Genomic DNA, 25530 nt, shown 5'->3' on the forward strand with positions numbered 1-25530 from the left:
GCGTGAAGAGCCCCGTTATAAAAGTCCGAGTGCTCGGAGTCCTCCCAGCGGGTCGAAGTCGAAGTACCAGAGATATATCTGGGCGACGCCCGCCAGCGCGAGCAGACCGCCAGAGACGCGAGCCAGCCGGCCAGTTGACCGGGAAAGTAACTGGAGTGCACGGTCCCGTCCCAATGCCGACAGCACGGTAACAGCAAGCATCGTTGCGGCCATCCCGGCCGCGTACGCGCCGAGTGTCACGACGGCCGTTGCAGGCGTACCTGAGAGTGCAACCAGTGCGACGCCAACGAAGACGGGCGCTGTACAGCCGGCGGCGGCGGCAGCATAGACGACACCAAAGAGGAGGAAGCCCCCCAGCGATCGGCGCCGCTCGGGGAGAGGGACGTGGCCGCCGACGCTATAGCCGGCTGCCGTCGCCACCCCAAGCCCGATGAGCAGTGCGCCGACGACTGGTTCGAGCAGCGCCACGTCACGGAGTGCACCAGCGCCCAGCGCCGCGACGATACCTGCGAGCAGTCCGTAGACGAGCAGGAAGCCAACAGAGGTGAGTCCGCCGACCAAGGCTGCCCGCTGGAGTCGGGCCACTGGCCCACGGTCCACGGAGTCTTGACCGAGATAGTAGGCAACGTAGCCCGGCAGCAGCGGGAACGCACACGGGGCGAAGAAGGTGGCAACCCCGGCGGCGAAAGCGAACCCCGGTGCAAGATTCACGCCCCGACCGCCTCCAGTTCCGCGAGGATAGTGTCTGCGGCCGCGAGCCCGACGTGTCGCCAGGTGATCGAACCGTCTGCGTCGATGACGAGTAGCGTCGGGATGCGGGTGACGCCGAACCGCTGGTTCGTCCGCAACTCGGTGTCTTGCGCGACCGGCCACGTCGCGTCGTGTTCCTCCCAGAATGCCTGGATCGCCTCACGATCTTCCTCGTTGGTGATAGAGAGCATATGGAGTTCCGGGAACTGCTCGCGGACGATGGCGAGTTCGGCCATCTGCGGCTCGCAGGGCGCACACCACGTCGCCCAGAAGTCCAGCAATGCCGGTTGGCCCGACGGGACGACAGGAACGACGCCGGCCTCCGAACCCGCGGCCGCGAGCGTCCGTATCTCGTTGTCGCCGGGCGTCTGGGTGGGTCCACCGGCGGCGCTCGATTTAACGCCCGCACAGCCAGCGAGCGCACTCGCGCCGGCTCCAAGAGACGCCAGATACGCACGCCGGTTCATACCCGTCTGTGGGGACCACACCGCTATAGCCGTGGGCCGCTTGTGAGCGCCCCTCACACGACCCCGTATCCGCTATCCGGGTCGGGCCCGCCCACATGAGTATGGAACGGCGACGGCTGCTGAGCACGCTGGCAGCGGGGACGGGCCTGCTCGCCGGGTGCGCCGGTTATCAGAGCGAGCGCGGCTCGAGCGGAAGATCGCCGACGCCGACAGGGACGCCAGAGGGGTTCATTCCGAAGAGCAAACTGGAGCGGGTCGTCGCGAAGGACGCCATTCCCGCTATTACGAACCCGGCGTTCGCGGCCGATTGGTCGGACGCCGAGGCAGCGCCGCTGGTCGACACGAATGACGTCATCGGCCTCATGCGCGACGGTCAGCCGCGGGCCTACCCGCTCCGGATTCTCGACTGGCACGAAGTGGTCAACGACACGCTTGGCGGCCCGCTGCTAGTGACGTACTGTCCGCTGTGTGGCTCCGGAATCACGGCGGTCCGGACGGCGGGTGGCGAGGAGTCACTGTTCGGTGTCTCCGGCCGGCTCTATAAGAACGATCTCGTGATGTACGATGAGGCGACCGGGTCACTGTGGGCACAAATTGAGGCGCAGGCTGTCAACGGCCCGCTGGTCGGCGAGGAACTTGAGTTGGTACCCTCGACATTCACGACATGGGGAGAGTGGCGGGCCGAGCACCCTGACACCGACGTGCTGTTGCCGCCGCCGGACTCAGGCAACATCGCGGACGCGCCGCCCCGCGACTACAACAAAGATCCATATCCCAACTACGAGGACAGCGAGCGCATCGGTATTGGTGGCTCATACAACGACGACCGGCTTCACCCGAAGGCGCTCGTGCTTGGGGTCGCAAACAGCGGCGAAGCACGGGCATACCCGCGAGTCAGAGTCGCCGAAGCCGGCGTCGTCAACGATAGCGTCGGCGGCGTTCCTATCGTCGTCACCGTCGCCGGCGAGGGAACGCTAGTCGGTTACCAGCGACGTGTCGACGGGTCGACGCTCACCTTCGAAACGGATGGGGACGCACTCGTCGCCGGGGGGTCGCGCTGGAACCCGATGACCGGCACCGCGATGGACGGTCCCTATGAGGGGCAGACGCTTGCGCCGGCCAGCGAACGGTCGCCACTGTTCTTCTTTGCGTGGCTCAACTTCTACCCCGAGACGACAGTGTACGGCGAGTAGGTGGGCCACCGTTTTGTCACCCCGGGGCATGAAGGGGAGTATGGAGACCTGGCGACGTCGCATTACAGCCTACGTCGTCGGGTTACTCGGAGTTATTCTGCTGTACGCAATCGTCTACGACGCCGGTATGACCGCCTTCGACGGACGGCCACGGACGTTCCTCCAGTCGCTCCAGGTCGTTGTCGAGACGTTCACGACGACGGGATTCGGTTCCGACGCCCCGTGGCAGTCCCCACAGATGACCGTGCTCGTCATCCTGATGGACCTCACCGGCGTCGCACTGATTTTTCTCGCGCTGCCAGCACTCGTGTTCCCACTGCTGGAGGACGCTCTTTCGACGACGGTGCCGGACAGCGTCGAGGGGCTGGCGGACCACGTCATCGTTTGTGGGTTTTCGCCGCGCTCGGCGGTGCTCATTGAGGAACTCGACGCAAACGATGTCGCCCACGTGATTGTTGAACCGGACCGGGACCGTGCGACCGACCTCTACGAAGACGGCCACACGGTTATCCACGCGGCACCCGACGAGACGGCTGGGCTGCTGGCGGCCAACGTGACCGAGGCGCGCGCCGTCGTCGCCGATGTCTCGGACGAGATTGACACGAGCATCGTGCTCACGGCCCGCGAGGTGGCTGAGGACGTAACCGTGGTGAGCGTTGTTGAGGAGCCGGACCGCGCCCGCTACCACGAACTGGCGGGCGCCGACGAAGTACTGTCGCCGCGAGCACTGCTGGGCGAAAGTCTCGCTCGGAAAGTGACCACTGCTGTTTCGACGGAACTCGGGGAGACCATTGAGGTCGGCGAAGAGTTCGATATCGTCGAGTTCCCGGTTCGGCGGGGGAGTGAACTCGTCGGCCAAACGCTGGCCGAGAGCGGGCTGCGCGAGCGGGCCGGGGTCAACGTCATCGGCGCGTGGTTTGAAGGAGAGTTCCAGAGCCCGCCAGATCCGTCAGCGACGCTCACCGGCGGTACCGTCCTGTTGGTCACCGGTCGGGAACCACAGCTCGAACGGCTCAAAGAACTGACGCTCGCGGGCGTCCGCCAGTTCGGCGCCGGCGAGACACTCGTGCTCGGGTACGGTGAGGTCGGCCGGAAGGTTGTTGGGGCGCTCGACACGGCTGGGCTCCCACATACGGTAGTCGACCGTGAGGCGTACGACGGTGTGGACGTGGTCGGTGATGTAACAGAGCCAGCGACGCTCGAACGCGCCGGGCTGGCAGATGGGCGGTCGGTCGTGCTCGCGGTCGGCGACGACACCGTCGCGGAGTTCGCCACGCTCGTCTGCCGGGACGCTGAACCGGACGTCGAGATACTCGCACGCGCCGAGGGAATCGAGTCGGTGCGGAAAATATACCGTGCTGGCGCAGACTACGTGCTGTCGCTTGCGTCCATCACCGGACGGATGGCCGCCTCGGCGGTGCTTGACGAGGAGGTCATCGCGCTGGACACACAGGTAGAGGTCGTTCGAACCGAGGCGCCTGCCCTCGCCGGCGAGACGCTCGGCGGCGCGGACGTACGTGCCCGCACCGGCTGCACGGTCGTCGCTGTCGAGCGTGATGGCGAGGTGGTGACCAACCTCGGTCCCGACTACCGCGTTCGAGAGACGGACACGCTCATCATCGCCGGCACCGACGAGGGCATCAATCGGTTCACTGAACTGCTTGGCTGACACAGAATGGACACAGGCCGGGACGGGACGGGTTTGTACCCTCGGTCCGTACAGATGGTATGGACTTTGAGGGGGTCGTCCTCGATTTAGACGGCACCGTCTACCGGGGCGATACACTGCTCACTGGCGCCCGCGAGGCGATCGCGTGGTTTCGCGAGCGGGGGCTGGGCGTCGCGTTTGTGACCAACAACCCGACACGGGGGGCGGCCGGCTACGTCGAGCGGCTGGCGGCGTTTGGCATCGACGCGACAGCCCAATCGGTGCTTTCCGCGGGAACGGTGACGGCCGAGTACCTCGCAACACACCACCCCGAGGCGGCCATTTTTGTCGTCGGCTCCGACGGGCTTTGCGAACAGATGCGAGCCGTCGGCCTCCGGCTGACGACCGACCCGGACGCAGCGGAGGTGGTAATCACCTCCCACGATTATGACTTCGACTACGAGACGTTGACGCAGGCGCTGTGGGCCCTCGAAACGGCCGATGTTTTCTATGGCACCGACCCCGACCGCACGTATCCTGGGGGCGACGGTCGACCTTATCCGGGTAGCGGCGCGATAACCCGGTCGGTCGCCGGCGTCGCCGACCGCCAACCCGACCGCGTGCTTGGCAAGCCGTCATCAGTCGTAGCCGATCTTGTCGCGGAGCGGCTGGCTCCGCTGGAGCGGTGTCTCGTCGTCGGCGACGGTCTTGACACGGATATCGCGCTCGGTGAACAGGCCGGTGCGACAACGGTACTCGTCACCTCGGGTCGCAGCGACCGCGCCGACGTTGCTAACGCGGACGTGACTCCTGATCACGTCGTTGAGACGCTCGGTGATGTGCCTGGGCTGTTCGAATGACTGTGTCGTGTGTGAACGTCTGACGAAGGTTTATGTCGCTTCGAATCTGAGCCCTGTCTATGGTCGCAGAAGAGAACCCCTACGAGTTCGGGGATGCGAGCACAGATATCGGTCTGGACGAGGAGGTGCCCGAGGGCTGTGAGCACGGCAGCGACGCGGTCATCGTCGACGGAAAGGCCGTATCCTACCGCAGCTACCGGACAGAGGACTGAATATCGCCGGCCGACACCTGGCTGGCGTTCTCCCAATACCGTCTGAACGCTGTCTCCGCCCACTCTCTGACACGCTGGTCGGCGGTATCAAGCGAACCGCGGACCACGCCCGCTTCGTCGCGCAGTAGAAAGTGCGTTCGGTCGTCTGTCAACTCGACGGCGAACGGGATCTCCTCGTCCGTCACCCGTATCTCAGTGTCTGGCGTCGATAGCAGGTCACCGAGCAGCGCTGCGAGCCGGTCGTCGGCCGCTATGGCGTCGATAGCCTCGCGCGCGAACACCCCCTCAACGGTCACCGATCCATCACCCGCCCGCTCGTGGAGCAGCTCCAGCTTGTCCCGGTTGAATGCGTGTGAGACGAGTCGGGCGCGGTCCGTTGCAGCCAGCAGTTCTGTCATGCGTTCGATGGGCGCGTTCGGCCGGGGTGTCGACGGTGTCGTGATACTCGCGTCGGCAAACGCATCAAGTCCGACATCCACCGCAGCGGTCGGAAAGTAGTCAACGATCGGTCGGAGCCGCGTCTCGGTCGCCAGTCGGTCTCGGAGCGCAGTGATACCATCCGCAACATACGCGCCTGTGACCGTCGCAGCATACCGTTCCCCATCGTAATCGACCCAGCCGCGCTCTGAGAGATCGTTGAGCACGCGCCCAATCGTCGGCTGTGAGGCGTCAACGGCATCGCCGAGTTCTCGACGCGTGTATGCGTCGGCTGCGAGCGTCGCCAGTATCTCGATGCGGTTGTGCGACCGGGCGAGAAACTCTACCTCTGCGAGGGGGTCGGCCATACCTGTCGGTCGGCACCGTAGCCAATAGTTGTTTTGCGTTGTGAAATAGTTTCAGAGCCTGAATAGTCACGTGCGGTGAATCGGCGTCGTGGCGTGACTGCGTTTCTGGCAGGATACTCGTAGGTACAGCCGCTAGGAAGCGTATGCACGAGAGATGTCGAGTCCACGGGGTGGGTCGATGTCGCTGACGGCCGCATTCACCGAGGCGGTATTACCGGTGCTGGGAATCGCTGTCGTCGGCTACCTGCTTGGAAGCCGGACCGGGTTAGATGTCGGTCCGGTGAACACGCTCGGGCTCTACGTGCTGGTACCGGCGCTTGCCTTCCACTCTATCGCGACGACGGACCTCGGCGGAGGCGCGGTCGCGAAGTTAGTGGTCGGCGTCGTCGGCTACGCGCTCGTAATGGTCGCACTCGCGTGGGGCGTCGGGCGGCTCACTGGCCAGTCCGGGCCGTTGCTCGGCGCACTGATGCTCGCGGCAGCATTCCCGAACTCCGGGTTCGTTGGCATCCCGCTGTCGGAGTTCGCCTTTGGAGCAACCGGCCGGACCACTGCCGTCCTCTACCTGACAGTGCAGAACCTCGTCGTCTATACGTTGGGTGTCTACATCGCCTCAGGCGGTGCTGACGGTGACGCTCGCGCTGCAGTCCGAGAGGTGTTCCGCCTGCCACTGCTGTACGCGGTAGTGGCGGCTGTCGCTGTCCGCGCGGCTGGGCTGGTGCCACCAGCCGACGCGGCCGCCATGGAGACGCTCGGCCTGATGGGTGAGGCGTCCATCCCCGTGATGCTGCTAGTGCTGGGGATTCAATTATCGGAGACGGACGTGACAGCGGTATCACGGTCGGTGACGCCGACCGCGCTCAAGCTCGTGGTGGCGCCGCTGGTTGGGGTAGCTGTCGCGCTGCTGCTCGCGTTCGAGGACCCGGTCGTCGCGAAGGTGTTCGTGCTCGAGTCAGCGACGCCGGCAGCGGTGTTACCGCTCGCCCTGACTATCGAATATGCCGACGGCACCGTTGACGGGGTGACGGCGCCGGAGTATCTTAGCACAGCCATCTTCACAACGACGGCCGCCAGTGTGGTCGTGTTGACGCTGCTAATTGCCGTCCTCCAGTCCGGACTGGTCGTCTAAGCGCCCCGAAATTCTTGTCCTGCACTCGCCTCTTACCAGACGTGAGCAGTCAGTACGAGGACTTCCTCGACACGGGCTACAGCCCAGCTGACGACGACCTCGTCTGTACGTTCCGGCTCGTCCCCGCGGAGGGAATGACGACCGAGGAGGCGGCCGCACGGGTCGCCAGCGAGTCGTCGACCGGGACATGGGCAGCCCTCGATGCGGACACGAACGTCGAACGACTCTCAGCGGTGGCATACGCGCTTCGCGACGACGGCACCGTCCGCGTCGCCTACCCGGCAGCGCTGTTCGAGGGTGGATCACTCCCGCAGGTACTCGCCTGTATTGCGGGTACTATCATGGGGATGAGCGCCGTCGAGAGCATCCGGCTGGCCGACTGCGAGTGGCCAGCGGCGCTGGTCGACCGATTCCCTGGGCCGCAATTCGGCAGTGCAGTGCGACACCGCCTGCTCGACGCCGGCGACCGGCCCGTGTTAGCCACGGTGCCGACGCCGAAGGTAGGACTGTCGCCAGCAGACCACGCACGGGTTGGCTACGAGTCCTGGACTGGCGGGGTCGACTTGCTGCGAGATGCCGAGACCCTCACGGACCAGTCGTTTAATCCGTTCGAAGAGCGGGTGACGAAGACATTCGCCCAGGCCGATGAGGCCGAGTCCGAGACCGGCGAACGGAAAGCTTACGTCGTCAATGTCACCGCAGATACGGAGGAGATGGTCCGCCGCGTTGAGTACGTCGCCGACCAGGGCGGCCGGTTCGTGATGATTGATGTCATCACGGCGGGCTGGGGAGCGGTCCAGACCGTCCGCGAGCGAACCGATGACCTTGGAGTGGCTATTCACGCCCACCGGGCGATGCACGCCGCAATGGACCGGTTCCCCCACCACGGTGTCTCGATGCGCTGTCTCGCACAGGTCGCCCGACTGGCGGGCGTCGACCACCTCCACACGGGGACGGGCGGGCTCGGCAGACGGAGCACCGAGAACACTGTCGGTATCGACGCGTGGCTTCGCTCTGATCTTCACGGGCTGGCAGACGTACTACCGGTCCTGTCGGGCGGTCTCCACCCTGGCATCATCGACACGCTGCTTGATGAGACGGGACAGAAGGTGCTGATGCAGGCCAGTGGCGGCGTCCATGGACACCCGGACGGAACACGGGCGGGCGCCCGGGCACTGCGTGCAGCTGTCGACGCTTGGACCGTCGATGAGTCGCTGTCAGCGCGGGCAGAGACGGTGCCGGCGCTGGCGACTGCACTCAACGAATGGGGCACGGAAACGCCCCGCTGAGAAACGGCGCCGGAGTACCCGGCTTAGGCCTCAATCGGGATGGCCGTTCCCTTGTCCGACGTCTCAGCGACCGGGAGCCGGACCTCGAGGACGCCGTTGTTGTAACTGGCGCTCAGGGCGTCCTCGGCCACCGCCTTCGGGAACCGGAAGGAGCGGTGGTATGTCCGTTCGCGGCCGCGGTCTTCGTCGACCGTCTCGGCGGCGATAGTCAGCCGCCCGTCGTGCCAAGTCGCATCGATGTCGGCCGGGTCGAAGCCGGGCATCTCCACTGTGAGGACGAACTCACCGTCCTCTTCGTACAGTTCGTAGTCGTCGGCGCCGAACAGACCGAACGGCCCGTCGGCCCCGAAGAATCGGCTCGGTAGGTCGAACGTTCCCGTCCAGTCGTTCGAGGTCGTGGGCATCGCCATGGTCTGTTCACCTCCGTATCCATCCATTGTTAGTAGATTCAGATACAAAAATTCTGTTCGAGATTCGTGAACAAACCGGCACCCCCCAACGTCACTGGAAGTGAACTGCTGCTCCGTTTCTCAGGTGGGGTTCTCGAACGATATTTAAGCACGCTCACCGACCATCCGGTGTCATGGCCGATCGAGACGAACTCCGTGAGCAGATGATAGACGCCTTCGGCGGCGCCGACTACCCGATTAACAGTCCGATGGACCTGGTCCCTGCGCTCCCAGACGGCCCAGGGACCCGGTTTGAGTCCGGCGACTTCTCGATGACCGCAATGGAACTGAACACGAAGCTTGGCGGCGGCGAGTTCCCTTACGAGTCGGTCGAGGCGTTCGTTGACGATGTCCTCGACCAGCTTGACGAGCAAGACCTCATCTAACCCCAGACGGCAACCACAAGCGCCGCAGTCGCGGCGAGGACGCCCGCGGCGAACAGCCCCCAGTTAGCAAACCGGCTGTCCGCCCGCGTCAGCGAAACGGTGAATTCGTGTGAAGACAGCGGCCACAGCAGCGCAACTCCCGCTGGGGTGAGCACGTCACCGAGGATATGCGAGCCGAGACCGAGGAGCGCGACGCTGCCACAGAACAACGCGCTTTCTACAGGGTCGCCGATGGACGAGAGAGGCCCCGCGGCGAGTTGCCACCCAACAGCGGCGAACAATCCGGCAATGGCGAGGGCAAAGCCAAGCGTGTGAGTGATCCCTCGGTGGGTGGTAAATGGTATCCGGAGGTCGTAGTCCGGAATCGTCGAGAACGCGAGCACGCCCGCACCGCCCACAAGCGCGAGCGTCGGCATTGTCCGAGCGAGATAGAATCCGACGGGCACGTACACAAGCAGCGCGACTCCATAGTGGCCGAGCGCGTACACTCTCAGAGAGGGGATGCGGTCCCGTATCAACCTACGGGCTTTTGTGCCGGGGGGTCACAGTCCCAGCCATGCTGGAGGCCGTCTGGCGGATGTTCGGCCCGTTCCTCATCCCGGCAGCCGTATTCGCCGTCGGCGTCGTTGGTTACTTCCTGTTGTACGGGCTCTCGCAGCTGCGCGGGCCCCGGCAGGACTAAGCCCGGGCGGACGCACGAGGGGATATGACCGAGGCCCCAATGAGGCGATTCGACACGCCTGACCTCGAGGAACTGCCCGAGGATGTCCGTGAGCGCATCACCGAGGAACGTGAGGAGGCCGGCTTCACGCCGAACGTCTTCCCCGCATTCGCCTATCGTCCGAGCCACTTTCGCGCGTTCTTCGAGTATCACGACGCCCTGGTCAACGATACCGCGCTCGAGCGCGAGGAAATCGAGATGCTCGTTGTTACTGTCTCCGGAATTAACGACTGTCTCTACTGTGTTGTCGCCCACGGCGCGCTCGTGCGTATCTATGCCGACGACCCACAGCTCGCCGACCAGCTCGCAACGAACTACCGGAGCGCCGACCTTTCAGAGCGTCATCAGGCGATGTTAGAATTCGCCGAGTTACTCACAGAGTCGCCGGGCCGAGTGGACGACGCCGCCGTTGAGGCGCTTGTCGAGGCCGGGTTCACGCGTGAGCAGGTGTGGGACATCGCGAGCGTCGTCGCTTACTACAACCTCTCGAATCGGATGGCGACGGTCGCAGATATGCGGCCGAACGAGGAGTTCTATACGCTCGGCCGCTGACAGGTTCGGAATCCGGAGGAGATAGCAACAATCACTTTAGAATCCAAATTCTATCGCAGCTATGAACCAACCAGACGAGACCGACCTGCGCATCCTGTCGCTGCTCACCGAAGATGCCCGTCGGCCATTCAGTGACATTGCCGAGGAAGTGGGCCTGTCCGGGCCGGCAGTGTCTGACCGGGTGAGTCGGCTCCGCGAAGCGGGCGTTATCGAGGGATTCACCGTCGAAGTGGACGCGGCTGCCCTCCGGGCCGGCGCGCCCGTATTCGTTCGCGTCGATCCCAATGGCGGGACAGAGCGGCTTCGCGGGCGACTCGCTGACGAGGCGGCCGTCGAACACGTCTTCACGACCGCCGATGGGGACGTTTGGTTCACGGGTCGTACCGACGCCCGGGATGTCCGCGCGTGGGTTGAGTCGCTCGTCGAAGGGGCTGACTATTCGGTGACGCTGCTCGACAGCGTCGAGTGGCACCCCACCTTCGACGCGACGGGCTTCGCCGTAAGTTGCGACGAGTGTGGCAACACCGTCGACGAGGAGGGAGAATCGACGCGTATCGACGGCGACGTCTATCACTTCTGCTGTGGCTCCTGTCGCGGCCGCTTCGAGGAACGGTACCGGTCGCTTGCGGACGGGTAGTTCGGATTCGAAAGTTCGGGACCACGATAGCGCTGGTATCCTAAGGGAAACCGGCCTAAACGGTCACCACGTATGGATAGCTAATGACCACTCGAACCGTCCGGCTCGACATCGGCGGGATGTCGTGTGCCAACTGCTCGGCGACTGTCGCCGAGGCGCTTGAGGAGCTCGACGGTGTCCACGAGGCGGATGTCAATTTCGCGGCCGATGAGGGGTATGTTGAGTTCGACGAGGACCGAACGTCGCTGGCGGCGATACGCGACGCCATCGGGAACGCGGGCTACGACCTCATCACCGAGCAACTCACCGTTCCGGTGACGGACATGACCTGCGCGAACTGCGCGACTACCGTCGCCGAGCGGCTACTGGCTGTGCCAGGTGTTCTTGAGGCAGATGCCAACTTCGCGGCTGACGAAGCACGTGTCGTCTACGTGCCGAGCGTTGCCACCCCCGAAATCATCTACGAGGCGGTTGCCGACGCCGGCTACACGCCGGTCCGCGAAACGACCGACGACAATGGCCGGGAGTCGGCCGCCGCAACGGCCCGTGCGGCCGAGATACGCCGTCAGCGCCGACTCACCGCACTGGGTGCTCTCCTGTCCGCACCGCTGGTCGGAATGCTCGTTGCTGAACTCGTCGCACCGGGGTTGCTCCCAGAGACAGTCCCGGGAACAGGACTGTCGGTCGGCTGGGTCGCGTTCGCACTCGCGACACCGGTCCAGGTCTTGCTCGGGCGGGAGTTCTACGAGAACAGCGTACAGGCGCTGAGAAACCGACGCGCGAACATGGACGTGCTCATCGCGCTGGGCTCCTCGACGGCATACGGCTACTCGATCATCGCGCTGGTCGGCCTGCTGCCGAATGCCGGGCTGTACTTCGATACGGCTGCCCTTATTCTCACGTTCATCACGGCGGGTAACTGGCTGGAGGCACGCTCGAAGGGGCAGGCTGGCGAAGCGTTACGACACTTGTTGGAGATGGAGGCCGACGAGGCGACTCGTCTGCGCGAGGACGGTACCGAGGAGACGGTGGCTGTCGAGGAGATTGAGGTCGGCGACCGGTTGAAGGTGCGCCCCGGCGAGCGTATCCCAACCGACGGCGTCGTCGTTGAGGGAAACTCTGCGGTGGATGAGTCGATGGTGACCGGCGAATCGGTGCCTGTCGGGAAGTCGCCCGGCGACGAAGTGGTCGGCTCCACCGTGAACGAGGATGGCCTGCTGGTCGTAGAGGCGACGAAGGTCGGCTCCGAAACGGCAGTTCGCCAGATTGTCTCACTCGTGAAGGAGGCCCAGTCGCGCCAGCCGGAGATCCAGAACGTCGCCGACCGTATTTCAGCGTACTTTGTCCCGGCCGTCATTGCGAACGCCCTCCTGTGGGGCGTCGTCTGGGCGGTGGCCCCCGAGACGCTCGCCACCGCGGTCGACGGGCTGGCGCCGTGGGGGCTCGCCGCCGGCGGACCGAGCGCGGTCGGAGTCGGTGAATTCGCTCTACTCGTGTTTGCCTCGGCAGTCCTCATCGCGTGTCCCTGTGCGCTTGGGCTGGCGACACCCGCCGCAACGATGGTCGGAACCTCCATCGCTGCGGAAAACGGCGTCCTTTTCAAGGGTGGCGACGTGCTTGAGCGGGTGCAGGCGGCCGACGCCGTCGTCTTCGACAAGACAGGGACGCTCACGGAAGGCGAAATGACGCTCACAGACGTGGTCCCGCTGGGCCCAGCCGCCGACGGCGGCTCCCTCGCCCGGTCGGTTAGCGACGAGTCGTCGCTGCTTTCCATCGCCGCGGCCGTCGAGGACGGCAGTGAACACCCGATCGGCACGGCAGTGGTCGCGGGCGCCCGCGAGCGGGGGCTCGATCCCACCAAGGCGACTGACTTCGAGAGCGTTGCCGGGGAGGGTGTCCGCGCAACCGTCGACGGTCGCACGGTCCGGATCGGCAAGCCGTCATTCGTTGCCGACGCGGGGGCAGACATCGAGCCGGCCCGTGAGACGGTTGATCAACTCCAGTCCGAGGGAAAGACCGTGATGCTCGTCGCTGTCGATGAGACGCTCGCTGGAGCGCTCGCGGTGGCCGACCAAATAAAGCCGAGTGCCGCGACCGCCGTCAAGCAACTCCAGGAGCGTGGGCTGGCCGTTCACATGCTCACGGGCGACAACGAGCGGACGGCCCGTGCCGTCGCCAGCGAGGTGGGCATACCCGCCGAGCGTGTGCGGGCGAACGTACTGCCCGACGAGAAGGCCGCAGCGGTCGACGCGGTGCAGGCCGACGGGACACAGGCGCTTATGATGGGAGACGGTATTAACGATGCGCCCGCGCTGGCGGCTGCGTCCGTCGGTATCGCGATTGGCTCTGGGACAGATGTCGCCATCGAGGCTGCCGACGTGACGCTGATGCGGTCCGACCCGCTGGATGTTCTCAAGGCCATCCGCGTCTCCGCGGGCACGCTCTCGAAAATCAAGCAGAACCTCTTCTGGGCACTCGGCTACAACACCGCGATGATTCCGCTGGCGTCGCTCGGCCTGCTCCAGCCAGTGCTGGCGGCCGTCGCAATGGCGTTCTCATCCGTGTCGGTGCTGGCGAATAGCCTCGCGTTCCGGCGGTACACGCCTGACCACGACTACCGACTGTTCCGGTGGTAGCGACTCACCCGGACACCCGGGACAGAGTTTTTTGCCCCGTCCCCTGGTAGTCGAGCCATGGACGGTATCCACGATGTCGGCGGGATGGACGGGCTGGGGCCCGTCGACACGACGACCCATGAGGACACCTTCCACGAACCCTGGGAGGGGGCGACGTACGCGGCGTTCGTCGCGGGCCTCGGCTCCGGTACCTTCGGCATCGATGCGTTCCGTCACAGCATCGAGCGAATGCCACCGGCTGACTACCTCACCGCGAGCTACTATGACCGGTGGGTCCGGGCAATCACGCGCCTGTTCGTGGAACGAGGTGTCCTTGACGGCGAGCGCGTCCGCAAGCGTACCCGTGCGTTTGCCGCCGGCGACGCATCCGTGCCCGAGCGGTCCGACCCGGACCTGCTCGGCGAACTTGCCGCGGGCGTCGTCGACGCCTACGACTCCGACGCACCTCCCTCGGAGCCGGCATTCAACGAGGGGGACCGCGTGGTCGTCCGGAGCCAATCCCCGTCGGGCCACACCCGTCTGCCGGCGTACGTCCGTCGCGCTACCGGCACCGTGACCGCCTACCGCGGCGACCACACATACCCGGACGCGGCGGCCCATGGCACGGAGCGAAGCGAACCACTGTACAACGTCCGATTCGACGCCGCAGAGCTGTGGGGTGACCGCAGCGATGCGACGGCCATCTCGCTGGACCTCTGGGAACCGTATCTGCGGGGCATCGAGTAGGGATGCGGCTCCCGTACGGTGAAGAGACGGTCGCGGTTGATTTATTCGACTGTGCGGTAACGGTCGCGTCGCCTCCTGGTGGCGACCCCGTCGACCCGCGGCAGGCAGCAGAGCGTGCCGTCGCCGACCCGCATGGCCCACGACTCCAGGAACTGGCCGACCCCGACGACGATGTGGCGCTGGTCGTCACAGATATCACCCGCGCGACCCCCGACGACGTGCTCGCAGACGTGCTGTTGACGGAGCTCGCCCGGGCCGGCATCGATCGGGACCAGGTGACGATTCTGCTCGGACTCGGCCTGCACCGCCCGATGACAGATGCGGAGATTCAGGCAGGCCTGGGTGAGCACGCGGATTTAGCGGTTAATCACGACCCCGACCAGACCGTGACGGTCGGGAGCGTCGACGGAGTCCCCGTCGCAGTTCACGAGGCCGTCGCAGGGGCCGACCGCGTCATCTCGACAGGGATGGTGGAGCCCCACCAGTATGCCGGCTTCTCTGGGGGGGCGAAGACGGTCGTCGTTGGGGCAGGTGCGGCACCGCTCATCCGTTACACCCACGGCCCGGAGATGCTCTCACGGCCGGGAGTGCGGCTTGGCAGGGTCGCCGAGAACCCGTTCCGAGAGGCTATCGACGCAGCCGGCGACGCCGTCGGCTGTGCATTCTGTCTGAATGTCACCCACGAGGGCGGCGAGACGCTCGCGGCAGCCGCCGGCGAGCCCCGTGCGGTAGTCCGTGACCTCGCGTCAACGGCGCGGACGGCGCTGGCGGTCGACGTCGACGGTCGCTACGATGCCGTGGTGGCAGGCGTCGGTGCCCCGAAGGATGCCAATCTCTACCAGGCAAGCCGCGCATTCACCTACCTCGTGCTCGGCGCCCACAACCCGGTTCGAGACGGCGGTCGGGTCGTCATCCCTGCGCGTCTTCAGGAGGGCGCCGGCGACGGCACCGGCGAGCAGCGGTTCTACCAGCAGCTCTCGGCCGCGAGCGACGCCGAGACGCTGTATGAACGGCTCCGTGATGGATACGAGCCGGGGGCACAGCGAGCGTTCGTTGTCGCACGGGCACTCCGGCAGGCTGACTGTTATATTACGAATAGCGAGGCGCCAGACACTGTTGAGGCGTGTCTTATGCGGACCCAAGAGACGGTAGCGGAGGCCGTCGAGCCGGGAAGTGATGTGCTCGTCGTCCCGGATGCAATCGATACGCTTGTCGTGTAGTCAGTCGGTCTCCGCACGAGCGTCGTCATCAATCTGTGCGAGCACGCGGGCGTGGAACTCCTGAAGCACGGCCGACTCGTCCTCGGCGAGCACAACGTCGCTAGCCATGAGCGTTGCCAGCCCGAACGCACGGGGCGACGGCGAGTCGAGCGACCGGACCGATACTGTGAGGTCTCCGTCGTCGACGGCCGCAACCGCCGCCTCGATGGCCTCGACGTTCAGCTTGTCTTGGAGAATCTCGCGGTACGTCTCCTCAATCACTGCGAAGTCTTCGAGCTCTTCCGCAAACGACAGCAACATTTCTGAGGATACCTGCTGCTGGGCGGCTGTCTTCTCGGTCCCCTTGTACCGTTTGAGAATCATCAGCGACCGGGTGGCGTTGATTCGGAAGTAACGCTTCAGCAGGTCAGTGCCCTCAAGACTGGCCCGCAGGTCAGCGCGGACAGCATCCGAATCGAGATTGGTGAACACGGACTCGACATCCACCTTCCGGTTGAGTGGTAAGGAGAGGGTGAACCCGTTGTCCGCGACAGCCACTTGCACGTTGGCATTCGTCTGTTCCGCGAAGTGGTAAGCGAGCAGCCGAGAGAATCCGTCGTTGAACCGTCGGCCGTAGCTCGAGTGGACGTGATAGTGGCGGCGGTACTCGTCGTAATCGAGGGTCGTCTCGACGCTGAGCCTGTCTGGCGTGGACACCGACTGAGCGCCGGCGTACCGGACCTGCTCGTCGTACATCCGCGTCAGCGCGCGGACGGTGTTCTCGTCGATGGGGAAATCGCGGAGCCATTCGCGGACTGCCGGCGGTCCTCCCGTCTGGAGCCGGTCGAGAAGGGTCCGCTGGAACGAAAGAATCTCACGGCCGAGGTCATACGACAGCGGGAGCCGCTCGGAGAACCACGAGGGGACCGTCGCCGCGCGGCTCGTCGGGTCGACGTACGCCTTCGTTCCGCGGCGGTATTTATATTCGTAGTTCGAGCCCCCGAGCACGAACACGTCACCCTTCTCCAGCGTGTCAAGATACTCCTCGTCCAGCTGCCCAACCCATTCGTCACCTGTCCGCGTGAAAACATCCACGTCGAAAGAGTCGGGGATGGTGCCGAGGTTCGTCATGTAGATAACACGAGCCATCCGTCCCCGTTTGCCAACGAGCGGCTCGCCGACGTCGAACGCCTCGTAGTGGTGCTCGCCGTCGGGGGGGTCGTTCGTATCGCGCCACACCTTCGGGTAGACGTTCTTCTCCTCAAGCCCGTCGTAGTCTGCCGTCAGGTAGGCAAACAGCGACTCGAACTCCGCCTCGCCGTAGTCACGGTACGGGTACGCCGACGTGAGCGTCTCGCGGACCCGCGTCTCGGGGAGTGGCCCGTTGATGGCCATCCCGTAGACCTGTTGGGCGGCGACATCGTGGGCATTCTCGGGGACGAACACCCGATCAACGAACCCCTCTTCGGCTTTCTGGAGCATGGTCGCACACTCGACAAGTTCGTCTCTGTCGAGGGCGAACACGCGTCCTTTCACCGTTTCGCCGAGCTGGTGGCCGGCACGACCGACCCGCTGGAGTAAGGCCGCCACCGACTTCGGCGACCCCACCTGAACCACAAGGTCGATGTACGGCATGTCGATGCCTAATTCCAGTGAGGTGGACGTGGTCACCACGTCGATGGTGCCGGCCTTCAGTCGTTCCTCGATGTGCTGTCGGCGGTCTTTGGAAAGCGAGCCGTGGTGGCAGCCGGAGTCAGACTCGTCGAAGCCGCGTTCGCGGAGGTTCGCCAGCACGCGCTCGGCGCCCGACCGCGTGTTTGTGAACACAAGCGTATTCTCGTGGTCGCGCACCAGCCGTGCGAGTTCGTCGTAGAACCGCTCACGGACGACGCCTGGTGGCGTGTCGATGAGATCGTCTGTCGGACACGCCAGTTCCATGTCGAACTCGCGGACGAACCGTGCGTCGACAATCTCGTACTCTCGGGGGGAATTGTCCTCATAACCGACGAGGAACTCGGCAACCGTCTCCAGCGGCTCCACGGTCGCCGAACAGCCGATGCGAGTCGGCGACCCCTCACAAAGCCGCTCAAGCCGTTCGAGCGACACCGCGAGATGAGTGCCGCGCTTGTTCTCGGCAAGCGAGTGTATCTCGTCCACGACGACGTACTCGACGCTCTCCAGCTTCTGCTTGAATTTCGGCGAGTTGAGTAGAATGGCAAGCGTCTCCGGCGTCGTGTTCAGGATATGTGGCGTCTCATCAAGCATCGCCTGCCGGTCTGCTTTGTCGGTGTCGCCGTGGCGGATGGCGTGACGTACCTCGATCGGCTCGTCAGCTCGCTCTGCGACGCCGTCGAGCGGCTCTGCCAGATTTCGGTGGATGTCATTGGCCAGCGATTTCAACGGCGAGACGTACAGACAGTAGACAGAGTTGTCGAGACCGCCAACGCGCGCGCGACCGACCAGGTCGTTGATGATAGCCGTGAAGGATGCGAGCGTCTTCCCCGAGCCGGTCGGGGCACACACGAGGCTGTTCGTTCCCTCGTCGATAAGCGGGACCGCCTCCTTCTGTGGTGGGGTAAAGAAGCCGCCGTTACCGGGGACGAACTCACCGAATTTGTCGACCCACCACTCGCGCACCTCTGGCTCTAACCGTGCGAGCACGTCTGCGTCGTCGATACTGACGGTCTCGGGGTCGAAAGGGAGGTCATCCCGGGTAGCAAGAAGATCCCGACCGTCCATACCCTTCGTAGGGCCGCCGGCACCCAAGGGGGTTGCGCCCGCGGCACGGGGCGACGACTCAAGTGGGTCCCGTCCACAACTTGGGCATGCGCGTCACGTTCCTTGGCACCGGCAGCGCGATGCCCGCCGGTGACCGGAATCAGACTGGGCTGCTGGTGGAGGCTGGCGAAGACACACTTCTCGTCGACTGTGGGAGCGGTGTGCTCGGCGCACTTGCCGACACTGAGGCTGGCTACGAGTCCGTCGAGACGGTACTGTTGACCCACCATCATCTTGATCACGTCTCCGATCTGCTTGCGCTACTGAAAGCGCGGTGGCTCGCTGGCGAGGAGCACCTCACCGTCGTCGGTCCCGATGGCACGAGTGCGCTCGTCGAGGGGTTACTCGATGTCCACGACTATCTCGAAGGCCGGGTCGAGTTGACCCTGCGGGACATCGAGCCGGGCGAATTCCACGTCAGCGGATTCGACGCTCGAGCGGTTGAGACGGTTCATTCGATGTACTGTCATGCCTACCGGTTCAGCCATCCATCGGCCGATGGTGATTTCTGTTTCTCGGGAGACTCAGAAGCGACAGAGGCCGTCGCGACTCTCGCAGACGGGGCTCGCGTCCTTGCGCACGACTGTTCGTTTCCGGACGATATCGACGTATCGAACCACCCAACGCCGAGCGCACTCGGGGAGATGCTCACCGATCGGGCTATCGACCGGCTCTACCTTACTCACCTTTACCCTCATACAGATGGCAGACACCGTGAGATGGTCGAGAGCGTCCGGGAGTCGTTCGACGGCGAGATTCGTGTCGCCCGCGACGGCCACCAGGCCGAGATGTGAGTCCTGACGGATGGCCACCGGTCGCGTCACCCGAAAGAGTGTCATCAAGACCCTCTACAGCGTACAGAGGACAGCTGACGGCTGAGGATGAGCTTCCGCTCGTTAGTTGAGTCGGTACCGAAGTAGCGCGGCCACGCCGCCGAGGTTCCGCAGCTGCTGGCCAGGGTCGAACTCACCCGAAAAAACGGTCACCTCGCCGCCCTTCTGTTCGACGGTCCGCACAAGCTCGTTGGCGTCCACATCCCAGTCCCCCTCGTCGGCCCGCTCGGCACGGAGCCGCTCGTCGAGCACGAGAAGTTGGTCGATAGCGCCGAACTCCGCAGCTTCCATCGTTTGTTCGATGCCGTATGTTGCCTTCGCGCCCTCAGCAATGCGCTCGGTCAACTCGTCGATGAGTTCCGCCTCCTTTGCGATGCGGGTCTCCGTCTGCACCTCCTCAACGGCGCCTCGCTTGAGTACCTCGTGGACGCCCCGGCCGCCCGCTGCCGAGGTGTCGACGACAGTCACTCGCTCGCCTACCGACGGGTACTCCTCCTCGATATAGTCGAGGGCGTCCTGTTTGGTGAAGCCCGGGCCAGCGAGGATGACCGCCTCGGCGTCGGTTCGGTCCAGAACGACGCCAAGTTCGTCGAACAACTCCTCGCGAGGGCGGGCGTACTCACCTTTCCCCGTCGGCTTCGTGATGGCGGCCCGCTCCTCGACTCCGTACTGGGCGACTGTATGCACGTACGCTTCCCCTTCCTCGACGGTGGCGACGGCGACGTCGGGGTTCTCGGTCGCCTCGACAGCCTCCTTGAGCCGTTCGAGCTGGTCAGTCTGCCAGATCTTCTCTACCTCAAGCTCGGTGTGCTCCTCAACGTTGAGCGTGTGATGGAATCCGAGTTGGTCCTCGCGCGAGCAGTCGACAATCTCACCACCCACCCGGAGACGATTGGCGAACTTCGCGAACTCGATATCGTCGACCGCAAGTTCGACCCACATGTGCTCCCGCTCGCCGCCGGTGTCACGTGTCTTGTCGTCGTTCCGCTGGATTCGGCGAGTCGTGTCGCCGCCGACGCGGTCGCCTGGCTCAAGGACGTACGTGAGGTGCCAAAGGTCGTCAAGGCTCTCCGGGACGACCGTGATTCGTTCGCGGCCCCCCTCCCGCTGTTGTCGGTCGGCGATACGCATACGTTGACTCCGGGGGCGGCGGTGTTATGCCCTGTCTTTCGGTGCGCCAGGCATGTCGCCGCCGAGCGCGCGGCCGTAGCCGAGTCCGAACAGATAGAAGAAGGCCACCTGCGTATAGAACTGCACGAACCCACTTAACAGGCTAAACAGTCCGAACGTGAGCGCGGTCAATACCACCGTCAGGACACCGACGAGCAGTGTCAACAGTATCGCAAGCAGACCAGCGACAAAGTAGTCGGCACTGAGCGCCGCCCGACCGATTGTGGCGATGTCGAAGGCCGCCCGTATGGAGTTCGTGCGGGCGAGGGATATCAGCCCCGCGGGGAGCAGGTACATCGCGATTACCAGCAGGATCGTCCCCCATCCGCCTACGGCGGCACCAAGGACGTTAATGCCAGCGACCGGGGCCGATGGCGGGCCCGGCCCGCCGACAACGATGGCAGCCCCAAAGACCGCCAGCGGGACAAGCAAGTACCCGATGAGCACGAGAAGTGACTTCAGCCCGTCGACAAACAGACCGGTCCAGTCGTCGAACGGCGGTGCCTCGTCGTCACCGGCTGCGCCAGCCGCGCCCGCCCGAAGATAGTAGCCGAGCACGAGTACGGTTGGAAGGATGAGGACCCCGAGAAACGAGCAGATTCCGCCGAGAACGACGCTTCGGAGGCCGTCGTCCCCAGCGAGCGGGAAGCGGAGAGCACGGCCAAGCATGACTGGACGGAGTAGTCCCCAGACTAAGAGCCTTCTCTACGGCGACTCGGCGCCGTCGGTTGGCTCGTCGATATTGCTGTTGAGGAACAGCTCCTGCATGCGCGCGTCGCCCCGGTGGCGGTTCGGCGGCGTGACGCCCTCGGTTGGCACCTCGCCGGGGTCCAGCGCCGCTGCGAGTGCAGTCCCCCACAGGTAGCGGGCTGCGACACCGGTGAGAAAGTAGAGCACGACACCGATACCAAGCGCGGATAGTACGACAGCGACGAGACCGACGGTCCACTGGAGGCCCGTCGCAACGAGCCAGCCAACGGCGTAATCCTCTGTCGCTGCTGCGTCAAGCACGGTTCCGAAACGGACGGCGTCGCGGAATGTCCCGTTCCGCGCGAGCGTCCCGGCTGCTGCGGGCGTGAGGTACAGCGCGGCACCGAGTGCAAGTAGGCCGAGCAGCGCCGCGAGCGCGCCGACTCCCTGCCCGAGGATTGCCTGGTCGGGTGGGTTGGCTCCGGGATTCGTGAGCGTCGCGATTCCAGCTGCGGCGGCGAACAAGAGCGCGGCCGGTAGGGCGTACGCGGCGGCTAGGAGCGTGGAGACAATGCCCTCGCGGAGCAGACGCATCAGGCCCTCGAATGATGGCGCAACCGGCGACGGTCGGGTCGCGGCGACGGCAACTGTCCGGTAATAGTAACCACGGATGGCGAGCGTCGCAAGGCCGGCGACGGCGACGGCCGCGAGTGCGGCTGGGTGACCGTCTGTCCCGAGCGCCGCAGTCCCACTCGCGGCCACGGCAGCAAGGGCGACCAGCAGCGACCCGACAAGGACCGCGCGGGAGCCGTGGTCGCCGGACGTCGGAAAATCAAGCGCCTCCCGGAGCATACGTGGAGTTCGGTTCCGGGCTGGTTAACGCCGTCGTCAGTCGACCAGCCGGGAGCCACCGGGCGGACAGAACTCCTGAATCTGGTCGGGGGAGGCGACTTTGCGGAGAAACGACTCGTCGGTGAATCGCTGCTTTAAATCCCGGTAAATCATCTTTGCGATGTCGTTCTGTGCATATCGGCCTGGTTCGAGTCGTACGTGTGTCTCCACGCGATTGACGATGGCCTGCTCGGGGCCCCCGAGCACACGCGTCTCCGGTTCGCACTGGACACCAATCGCACAGTCAACGCTCGTATTCTCGAAGTAGGTCCGGTCGCCACGGATTGTGAATCCGCCCTTCTCGAGGTACTCTCCAGATTCGGGCGTCTTCGACACCTGACCGGGGTCAACCATGTAGACATCTCCCTCAAACTTGCCGTCCTTCCACACTGACGAGTGGGTGACAGCGAACCGAGCGGCTTCCTCCTTTGACGACTGGGGGATGTCGACATCGCGGGACGGCTCTGAGGGTCCCGTGGCCTTCAGCACCGTCACCGGGCCACCGTGGGCTTGCGCGTGGAAAAAGAGGTCGTCCCCGTCCATATACTTCTTGACGATAGCTTCGTTCTGGTCCGCGTTGCGCCCCCCGATGACGAGGAAGCCATCTGAGGTGTGGAACCAGCGGAACTGCTCGTACCATTGTTCGTCATACCGGACGGGGACGTTCTCCTTGGCGAGCCAGTCGGTCTCGCCTGGTTCTTGGTCGTCTTCCTTGTTGTCGGCCGATGTTTCTTCGCTCCAGGCCTCCCGTCGGCGCTTCACCTCGGCGAGATCCCCGCGTGTATCTTCGATGGCCGCGAGTGCTCCCTCCTTTTTCTCCTCAACACGCTTCGCCTCCCGGTAGAGCCGGTCGGCATTCTTTTCGACGCCGTCCTCGGGGACGAGATTGATGCGCCGGCCCTCAAGCTCGAGCGTCACCTCGCCGTGCTCGGGATCGACGTCGATAACGTGACGTGCGCGCTCGTTGCCGGCCTCGGCGGCCTCCTCGAAGCGCGCCTTGACGTCTCCCCAGGAATAGTCTGCCGCGCGCGCCTCTCGAACCGTCGCAAGCACCTCGTCGACGAGATCATAGTTCCCGTACAGCGTCTCGGCTTTCTCTCGGTAGATGGCTGCCTCCTTCTCGAACTCCTCGATCGCGCCCTCCTGCTGGTCGATAATGCGCTCGTACTTGGCGATCTCCGACTCGAAGTCCGGACGCGTGCTACCGGGGTCCGGCTCCTCACGATCCAGTTCGTAGAAGTAGTCCTCCAGCGCACCGGTGAACCGGTCGTAGCCGTCACAGTCAACGCCTTCGTACTCCGCAAGCGGCATCGGCGTTGCGTCGACCGGTCGGCTTCGCTCACCGTCGTCTGTCTCCCAGTAGACCCGGGGATCGAGGTCGCCGGTCTGCAGACGGTCGCGAAGCCGCTCAAGCGCGCCGAACAGCGCGTCATAGTCATCGCTGGTCGCCTCGTCGATTGGTCGCTCCTTCTCGACGCCGGCGCGAGTACACAGCTCTTCGGCCCAGACCCCGCCGAGGTTGTGCTGGGTGGCAAGCGTCCGCACGAGGTCGGTGTTGGATTCACGCATCTTGGCGTCGAACGCCTCCCGTGAACAGTCGAGTGGGTCGAACCGCGAGGCTGGGAAGTCGTACACTGCACCCGGCGCGACTGTGCGGGACTTGAGTCGGACGGTGTCAAGACAGTCGATAACCTCGCGGTCGCGGTTCATCACGACCACGTTGCCATCGCCGAACAGTTCGGCGACGACGAGCGTATCGGCGTCCTCGCGGCTGAATTCGAACACGAGGATGCGGTCGAATTCGTGTTGGTGAACGCCGGCGAGGTCCGCCCCTGAGAGCCGGTTGCGGAGCATTTTGGCGAAATCGGGCGGCCGCCCCGGTGCGTCGGGGACACGACTGGGGTCTGCGACGTGAGCCCGTTTCGGGTCGCCCACCTCAACAAGCAGTTCAACGCGGCCGCGATCGAAGTCGCGCAGCTTCAGGCGGACGAGGTCATCGTCGTAGAGGTACGCCTTGTCGAGCTTCGCCCCCTCGTAGTCGCGAAGCTCCCTCGCGAGCGCGCGGATATCCACGCTCGTCATCGCCCGCTTCTGGTCCATACCACTCGTTCCGGAGTCGGCCGGAAACCGTTATCGGGTCCGCCCGGAGTTTTTCGTAGGCCAGCTGTGAACTGAGACCATGGTCACCGAACCGGTTGCTGGTGTTTACGATATCACGTGTACGGAGACAGACGATGACCCCGGCCGTATCCGAGCGTACCTGACCGACGACGGCACCCTCGTCGACACCGGACTCACGGGGACGACTGACACCTTGCTCGCGGGCATCACAGAGGTGGGGGTCGCCGTTGAACGGGTAGTCATCACCCATACAGACCCTGACCATATTGGCGGCATCAAGGCCGTCGTGGAGGCACACGATTCGACGGTGTACCTGCCAGAGGGCGCCGACCACCCAACTGCGGACGTGTTCTACGGCGAGGGCGATACCGTCGGCCCGTTCGAGGCCGTCCACGTTCCAGGTCACCGCGATCATCAACATGTCCTTGTGGCGACCGACGAGGGTTACGCGGTGCTGGCGGATGCGTTGTCTGGTGCCGATCAACGCGGGCTCTCCGGCGGCTTTCACCTCCCACCCGGGAAGTTCACAGACGACCTGAATGAGGCCGAGCGGTCGCTTGAGAAGCTCCTCGACTACGAGTTCGAAGCCGGTCTTGTCTTCCACGGTTCGAGTGTGCTGGAGGGTGCCTCGGAGACGCTCGAACAGTACGTCCTCCCTCCGTAGTCAGGCGAACGTCGCCGTCAGTTCGCGGAGCCGCTCGCTGGCGCCGGTCAATACCGGGTCGCCGTGGGCGACCAGCCCCCGCTCGAACGGCGGCCCCTCTGCGAGCCTGCGGATGCTCTCACGGAGTCGGCGCATATTGTATGAGTCGAGCCAGAATGGCGGTGTAAACCCGCCGGCCTCCGCCCAGACAAGGTCACCAAGGAAGACGGTATCCAGCCTCTCGTGGGCATAGACGACATGGCCTGGATTGTGGCCAGGGGTATGGTGGGCGGTAAAGTCGCCGATGCGCTCGCCGTCCGCGAGTGGCCGGAGATCGACTCCTTTGAAGTCGAAAAACGGACGCGCCAGCCGGTGGAACAGTCCCTTATGATGGAACAGGGTGGGCGTCCAGTCACCGCGGGCAAGGGCGGCGTCACGCTCACCGAGGTAGACGGGACCGTCGAAGCCGTCGAGCTCGCGGAGGCCGCCCACATGGTCGATGTCGTAGTGGGTGAGCAGCACCCGATCGATGTCAGCAGGCTCGTAGCCGGCGTCCGCGAGTTCACTCGGGAGCGAGGGATAGTTGACCGGGAGGCCGGTGTCGACGAGCGTGACAGCCGACTTTGGGCCGTCACATTCCCGCGCGTCGATTAAGTACGCATTTGTAGCGAGCGGGGTGACCAGCCCGGACTCGAGGAGCCACAGCCCCGTCGCCAGCCGGCGTGTCATACGTTTGAGACGGGCCGATGTGTCATGAACGCGCCG

Annotated in this window: 26 protein-coding genes; 15 read left to right on the top strand and 11 right to left on the bottom strand. The window is 64.7% G+C overall.

All coding sequences use genetic code 11. From position 1 onward, the window contains the following. Positions 1–15 precede the first annotated feature (15 nt). Both ABEJ63_RS09300 and ABEJ63_RS09305 read right to left on the bottom strand, forming a co-directional pair. Positions 16–711 (bottom strand): cytochrome c biogenesis CcdA family protein, encoded by a 696-nt coding sequence (locus ABEJ63_RS09300; RefSeq protein WP_375796088.1) that lies wholly within the window; start codon positions 709–711, stop codon positions 16–18. Next, positions 708–1217 carry a TlpA family protein disulfide reductase gene (locus ABEJ63_RS09305; RefSeq protein WP_375796089.1) on the bottom strand — a complete coding sequence of 170 codons (510 nt, stop codon included), beginning with the start codon at positions 1215–1217 and terminating at the stop codon, positions 708–710. The genes ABEJ63_RS09300 and ABEJ63_RS09305 overlap by 4 nt, the downstream gene beginning before the upstream one ends. 101 nt (positions 1218–1318) lie before the next feature. Here ABEJ63_RS09305 and ABEJ63_RS09310 point away from each other — a divergent pair, with 101 nt between their 5' ends. From ABEJ63_RS09310 to ABEJ63_RS09325, 4 genes are read left to right on the top strand one after another with little or no spacing between them, the layout of a single operon-like run. Continuing rightward, complete coding sequence (locus ABEJ63_RS09310) at positions 1319–2410, top strand: DUF3179 domain-containing protein (protein ID WP_375796090.1); 1092 nt, start codon at positions 1319–1321, stop codon at positions 2408–2410. A 40-nt stretch (positions 2411–2450) separates the two neighbouring features. Then, complete coding sequence (locus ABEJ63_RS09315; RefSeq protein WP_375796091.1) at positions 2451–4079, top strand: potassium channel family protein; 1629 nt, start codon at positions 2451–2453, stop codon at positions 4077–4079. A 59-nt stretch (positions 4080–4138) separates the two neighbouring features. Further along, on the top strand, positions 4139–4918 hold the full coding sequence (locus tag ABEJ63_RS09320) for an HAD-IIA family hydrolase (protein ID WP_375796092.1): 780 nt from the start codon (positions 4139–4141) through the stop codon (positions 4916–4918). Between the two features lie 59 nt (positions 4919–4977). Next, on the top strand, positions 4978–5130 hold the full coding sequence (locus ABEJ63_RS09325) for a hypothetical protein (RefSeq protein WP_375796093.1): 153 nt from the start codon (positions 4978–4980) through the stop codon (positions 5128–5130). Here ABEJ63_RS09325 and ABEJ63_RS09330 read toward each other — a convergent pair. Continuing rightward, entirely contained in the window at positions 5112–5915 is an 804-nt protein-coding gene (locus tag ABEJ63_RS09330; RefSeq protein WP_375796094.1) for a helix-turn-helix transcriptional regulator, read from the bottom strand. The two genes, ABEJ63_RS09325 and ABEJ63_RS09330, sit on opposite strands and share 19 nt — an antisense overlap. Positions 5916–6093: 178 nt before the next feature. Here ABEJ63_RS09330 and ABEJ63_RS09335 point away from each other — a divergent pair, with 178 nt between their 5' ends. Both ABEJ63_RS09335 and rbcL read left to right on the top strand, forming a co-directional pair. Next, entirely contained in the window at positions 6094–7044 is a 951-nt protein-coding gene (locus ABEJ63_RS09335; RefSeq protein ID WP_375796095.1) for an AEC family transporter, read from the top strand. A gap of 41 nt (positions 7045–7085) precedes the next feature. Further along, a complete protein-coding gene (gene rbcL, locus ABEJ63_RS09340) occupies positions 7086–8333 on the top strand; it encodes a type III ribulose-bisphosphate carboxylase (protein WP_375796096.1) in 1248 nt (415 codons plus the stop codon). Positions 8334–8356: 23 nt separating this feature from the next. Here the strand turns inward: rbcL and ABEJ63_RS09345 are convergent, their stop codons facing one another. Then, positions 8357–8737, bottom strand: coding sequence for an Hsp20/alpha crystallin family protein (locus tag ABEJ63_RS09345; RefSeq protein ID WP_375796157.1), 381 nt, complete (start codon positions 8735–8737; stop codon positions 8357–8359). Between the two features lie 179 nt (positions 8738–8916). Between ABEJ63_RS09345 and ABEJ63_RS09350 the strand changes: the two genes are divergently transcribed. Further along, entirely contained in the window at positions 8917–9168 is a 252-nt protein-coding gene (locus tag ABEJ63_RS09350; protein ID WP_375796097.1) for an MTH865 family protein, read from the top strand. Here ABEJ63_RS09350 and ABEJ63_RS09355 read toward each other — a convergent pair. Beyond that, positions 9165–9656 (bottom strand): metal-dependent hydrolase, encoded by a 492-nt coding sequence (locus ABEJ63_RS09355; protein ID WP_375796098.1) that lies wholly within the window; start codon positions 9654–9656, stop codon positions 9165–9167. The genes ABEJ63_RS09350 and ABEJ63_RS09355 overlap by 4 nt on opposite strands. 68 nt (positions 9657–9724) lie before the next feature. Here ABEJ63_RS09355 and ABEJ63_RS09360 point away from each other — a divergent pair, with 68 nt between their 5' ends. The 6 genes from ABEJ63_RS09360 to ABEJ63_RS09385 all read left to right on the top strand — a co-directional run bounded on the left by ABEJ63_RS09360 (position 9725) and on the right by ABEJ63_RS09385 (position 15660). After that, on the top strand, positions 9725–9850 hold the full coding sequence (locus ABEJ63_RS09360; RefSeq protein WP_375796099.1) for a hypothetical protein: 126 nt from the start codon (positions 9725–9727) through the stop codon (positions 9848–9850). Between the two features lie 24 nt (positions 9851–9874). Further along, positions 9875–10441, top strand: a complete 567-nt coding sequence (locus ABEJ63_RS09365) for a peroxidase-related enzyme (RefSeq protein ID WP_375796100.1) — start codon at positions 9875–9877, stop codon at positions 10439–10441. A gap of 61 nt (positions 10442–10502) precedes the next feature. Further along, complete coding sequence (locus ABEJ63_RS09370; protein ID WP_375796101.1) at positions 10503–11078, top strand: AsnC family transcriptional regulator; 576 nt, start codon at positions 10503–10505, stop codon at positions 11076–11078. A gap of 83 nt (positions 11079–11161) precedes the next feature. Continuing rightward, a complete protein-coding gene (locus ABEJ63_RS09375) occupies positions 11162–13714 on the top strand; it encodes a heavy metal translocating P-type ATPase (protein WP_375796102.1) in 2553 nt (850 codons plus the stop codon). Positions 13715–13771: 57 nt separating this feature from the next. Beyond that, positions 13772–14440: a nitrile hydratase subunit beta gene (gene nthB / locus ABEJ63_RS09380; RefSeq protein WP_375796103.1), complete on the top strand. Its 669-nt coding sequence runs from the start codon at positions 13772–13774 to the stop codon at positions 14438–14440. Between the two features lie 2 nt (positions 14441–14442). After that, positions 14443–15660 (top strand): lactate racemase domain-containing protein, encoded by a 1218-nt coding sequence (locus ABEJ63_RS09385; RefSeq protein WP_375796104.1) that lies wholly within the window; start codon positions 14443–14445, stop codon positions 15658–15660. On the opposite strand, the gene ABEJ63_RS09390 is transcribed toward ABEJ63_RS09385, so the two are convergent. Then, entirely contained in the window at positions 15661–18378 is a 2718-nt protein-coding gene (locus tag ABEJ63_RS09390) for an ATP-dependent helicase (RefSeq protein WP_375796105.1), read from the bottom strand. It abuts the gene before it with no gap. Positions 18379–18464: 86 nt separating this feature from the next. On the opposite strand from ABEJ63_RS09390, the gene ABEJ63_RS09395 reads away from it, so the two are divergent. After that, positions 18465–19211, top strand: coding sequence for an MBL fold metallo-hydrolase (locus tag ABEJ63_RS09395; RefSeq protein WP_375796106.1), 747 nt, complete (start codon positions 18465–18467; stop codon positions 19209–19211). A 102-nt stretch (positions 19212–19313) separates the two neighbouring features. Here ABEJ63_RS09395 and ABEJ63_RS09400 read toward each other — a convergent pair whose 3' ends face one another. From ABEJ63_RS09400 to rqcH, 4 genes are read right to left on the bottom strand one after another with little or no spacing between them, the layout of a single operon-like run. Further along, the gene (locus tag ABEJ63_RS09400; protein ID WP_375796107.1) at positions 19314–20381 is read right to left on the bottom strand and encodes an mRNA surveillance protein pelota; all 1068 of its coding nucleotides are present in this window, start codon (positions 20379–20381) and stop codon (positions 19314–19316) included. 24 nt (positions 20382–20405) lie between these two features. Beyond that, positions 20406–21089 carry a DUF4013 domain-containing protein gene (locus ABEJ63_RS09405; protein WP_375796108.1) on the bottom strand — a complete coding sequence of 228 codons (684 nt, stop codon included), beginning with the start codon at positions 21087–21089 and terminating at the stop codon, positions 20406–20408. A gap of 36 nt (positions 21090–21125) precedes the next feature. Beyond that, on the bottom strand, positions 21126–21962 hold the full coding sequence (locus ABEJ63_RS09410; protein WP_375796109.1) for a DUF4013 domain-containing protein: 837 nt from the start codon (positions 21960–21962) through the stop codon (positions 21126–21128). Positions 21963–21998: 36 nt separating this feature from the next. Continuing rightward, a complete protein-coding gene (gene rqcH, locus ABEJ63_RS09415; protein WP_375796110.1) occupies positions 21999–24101 on the bottom strand; it encodes a ribosome rescue protein RqcH in 2103 nt (700 codons plus the stop codon). 79 nt (positions 24102–24180) lie between these two features. Here rqcH and ABEJ63_RS09420 point away from each other — a divergent pair, with 79 nt between their 5' ends. After that, the gene (locus ABEJ63_RS09420) at positions 24181–24786 is read left to right on the top strand and encodes an MBL fold metallo-hydrolase (protein WP_375796111.1); all 606 of its coding nucleotides are present in this window, start codon (positions 24181–24183) and stop codon (positions 24784–24786) included. Here the strand turns inward: ABEJ63_RS09420 and ABEJ63_RS09425 are convergent, their stop codons facing one another. After that, the gene (locus ABEJ63_RS09425) at positions 24787–25494 is read right to left on the bottom strand and encodes an MBL fold metallo-hydrolase (RefSeq protein ID WP_375796112.1); all 708 of its coding nucleotides are present in this window, start codon (positions 25492–25494) and stop codon (positions 24787–24789) included. Positions 25495–25530: the final 36 nt, after the last annotated feature.

The sequence above is a fragment of the Halosegnis sp. genome, from assembly GCF_042216475.1.
GTDB lineage: Archaea > Halobacteriota > Halobacteria > Halobacteriales > Haloarculaceae > Halosegnis.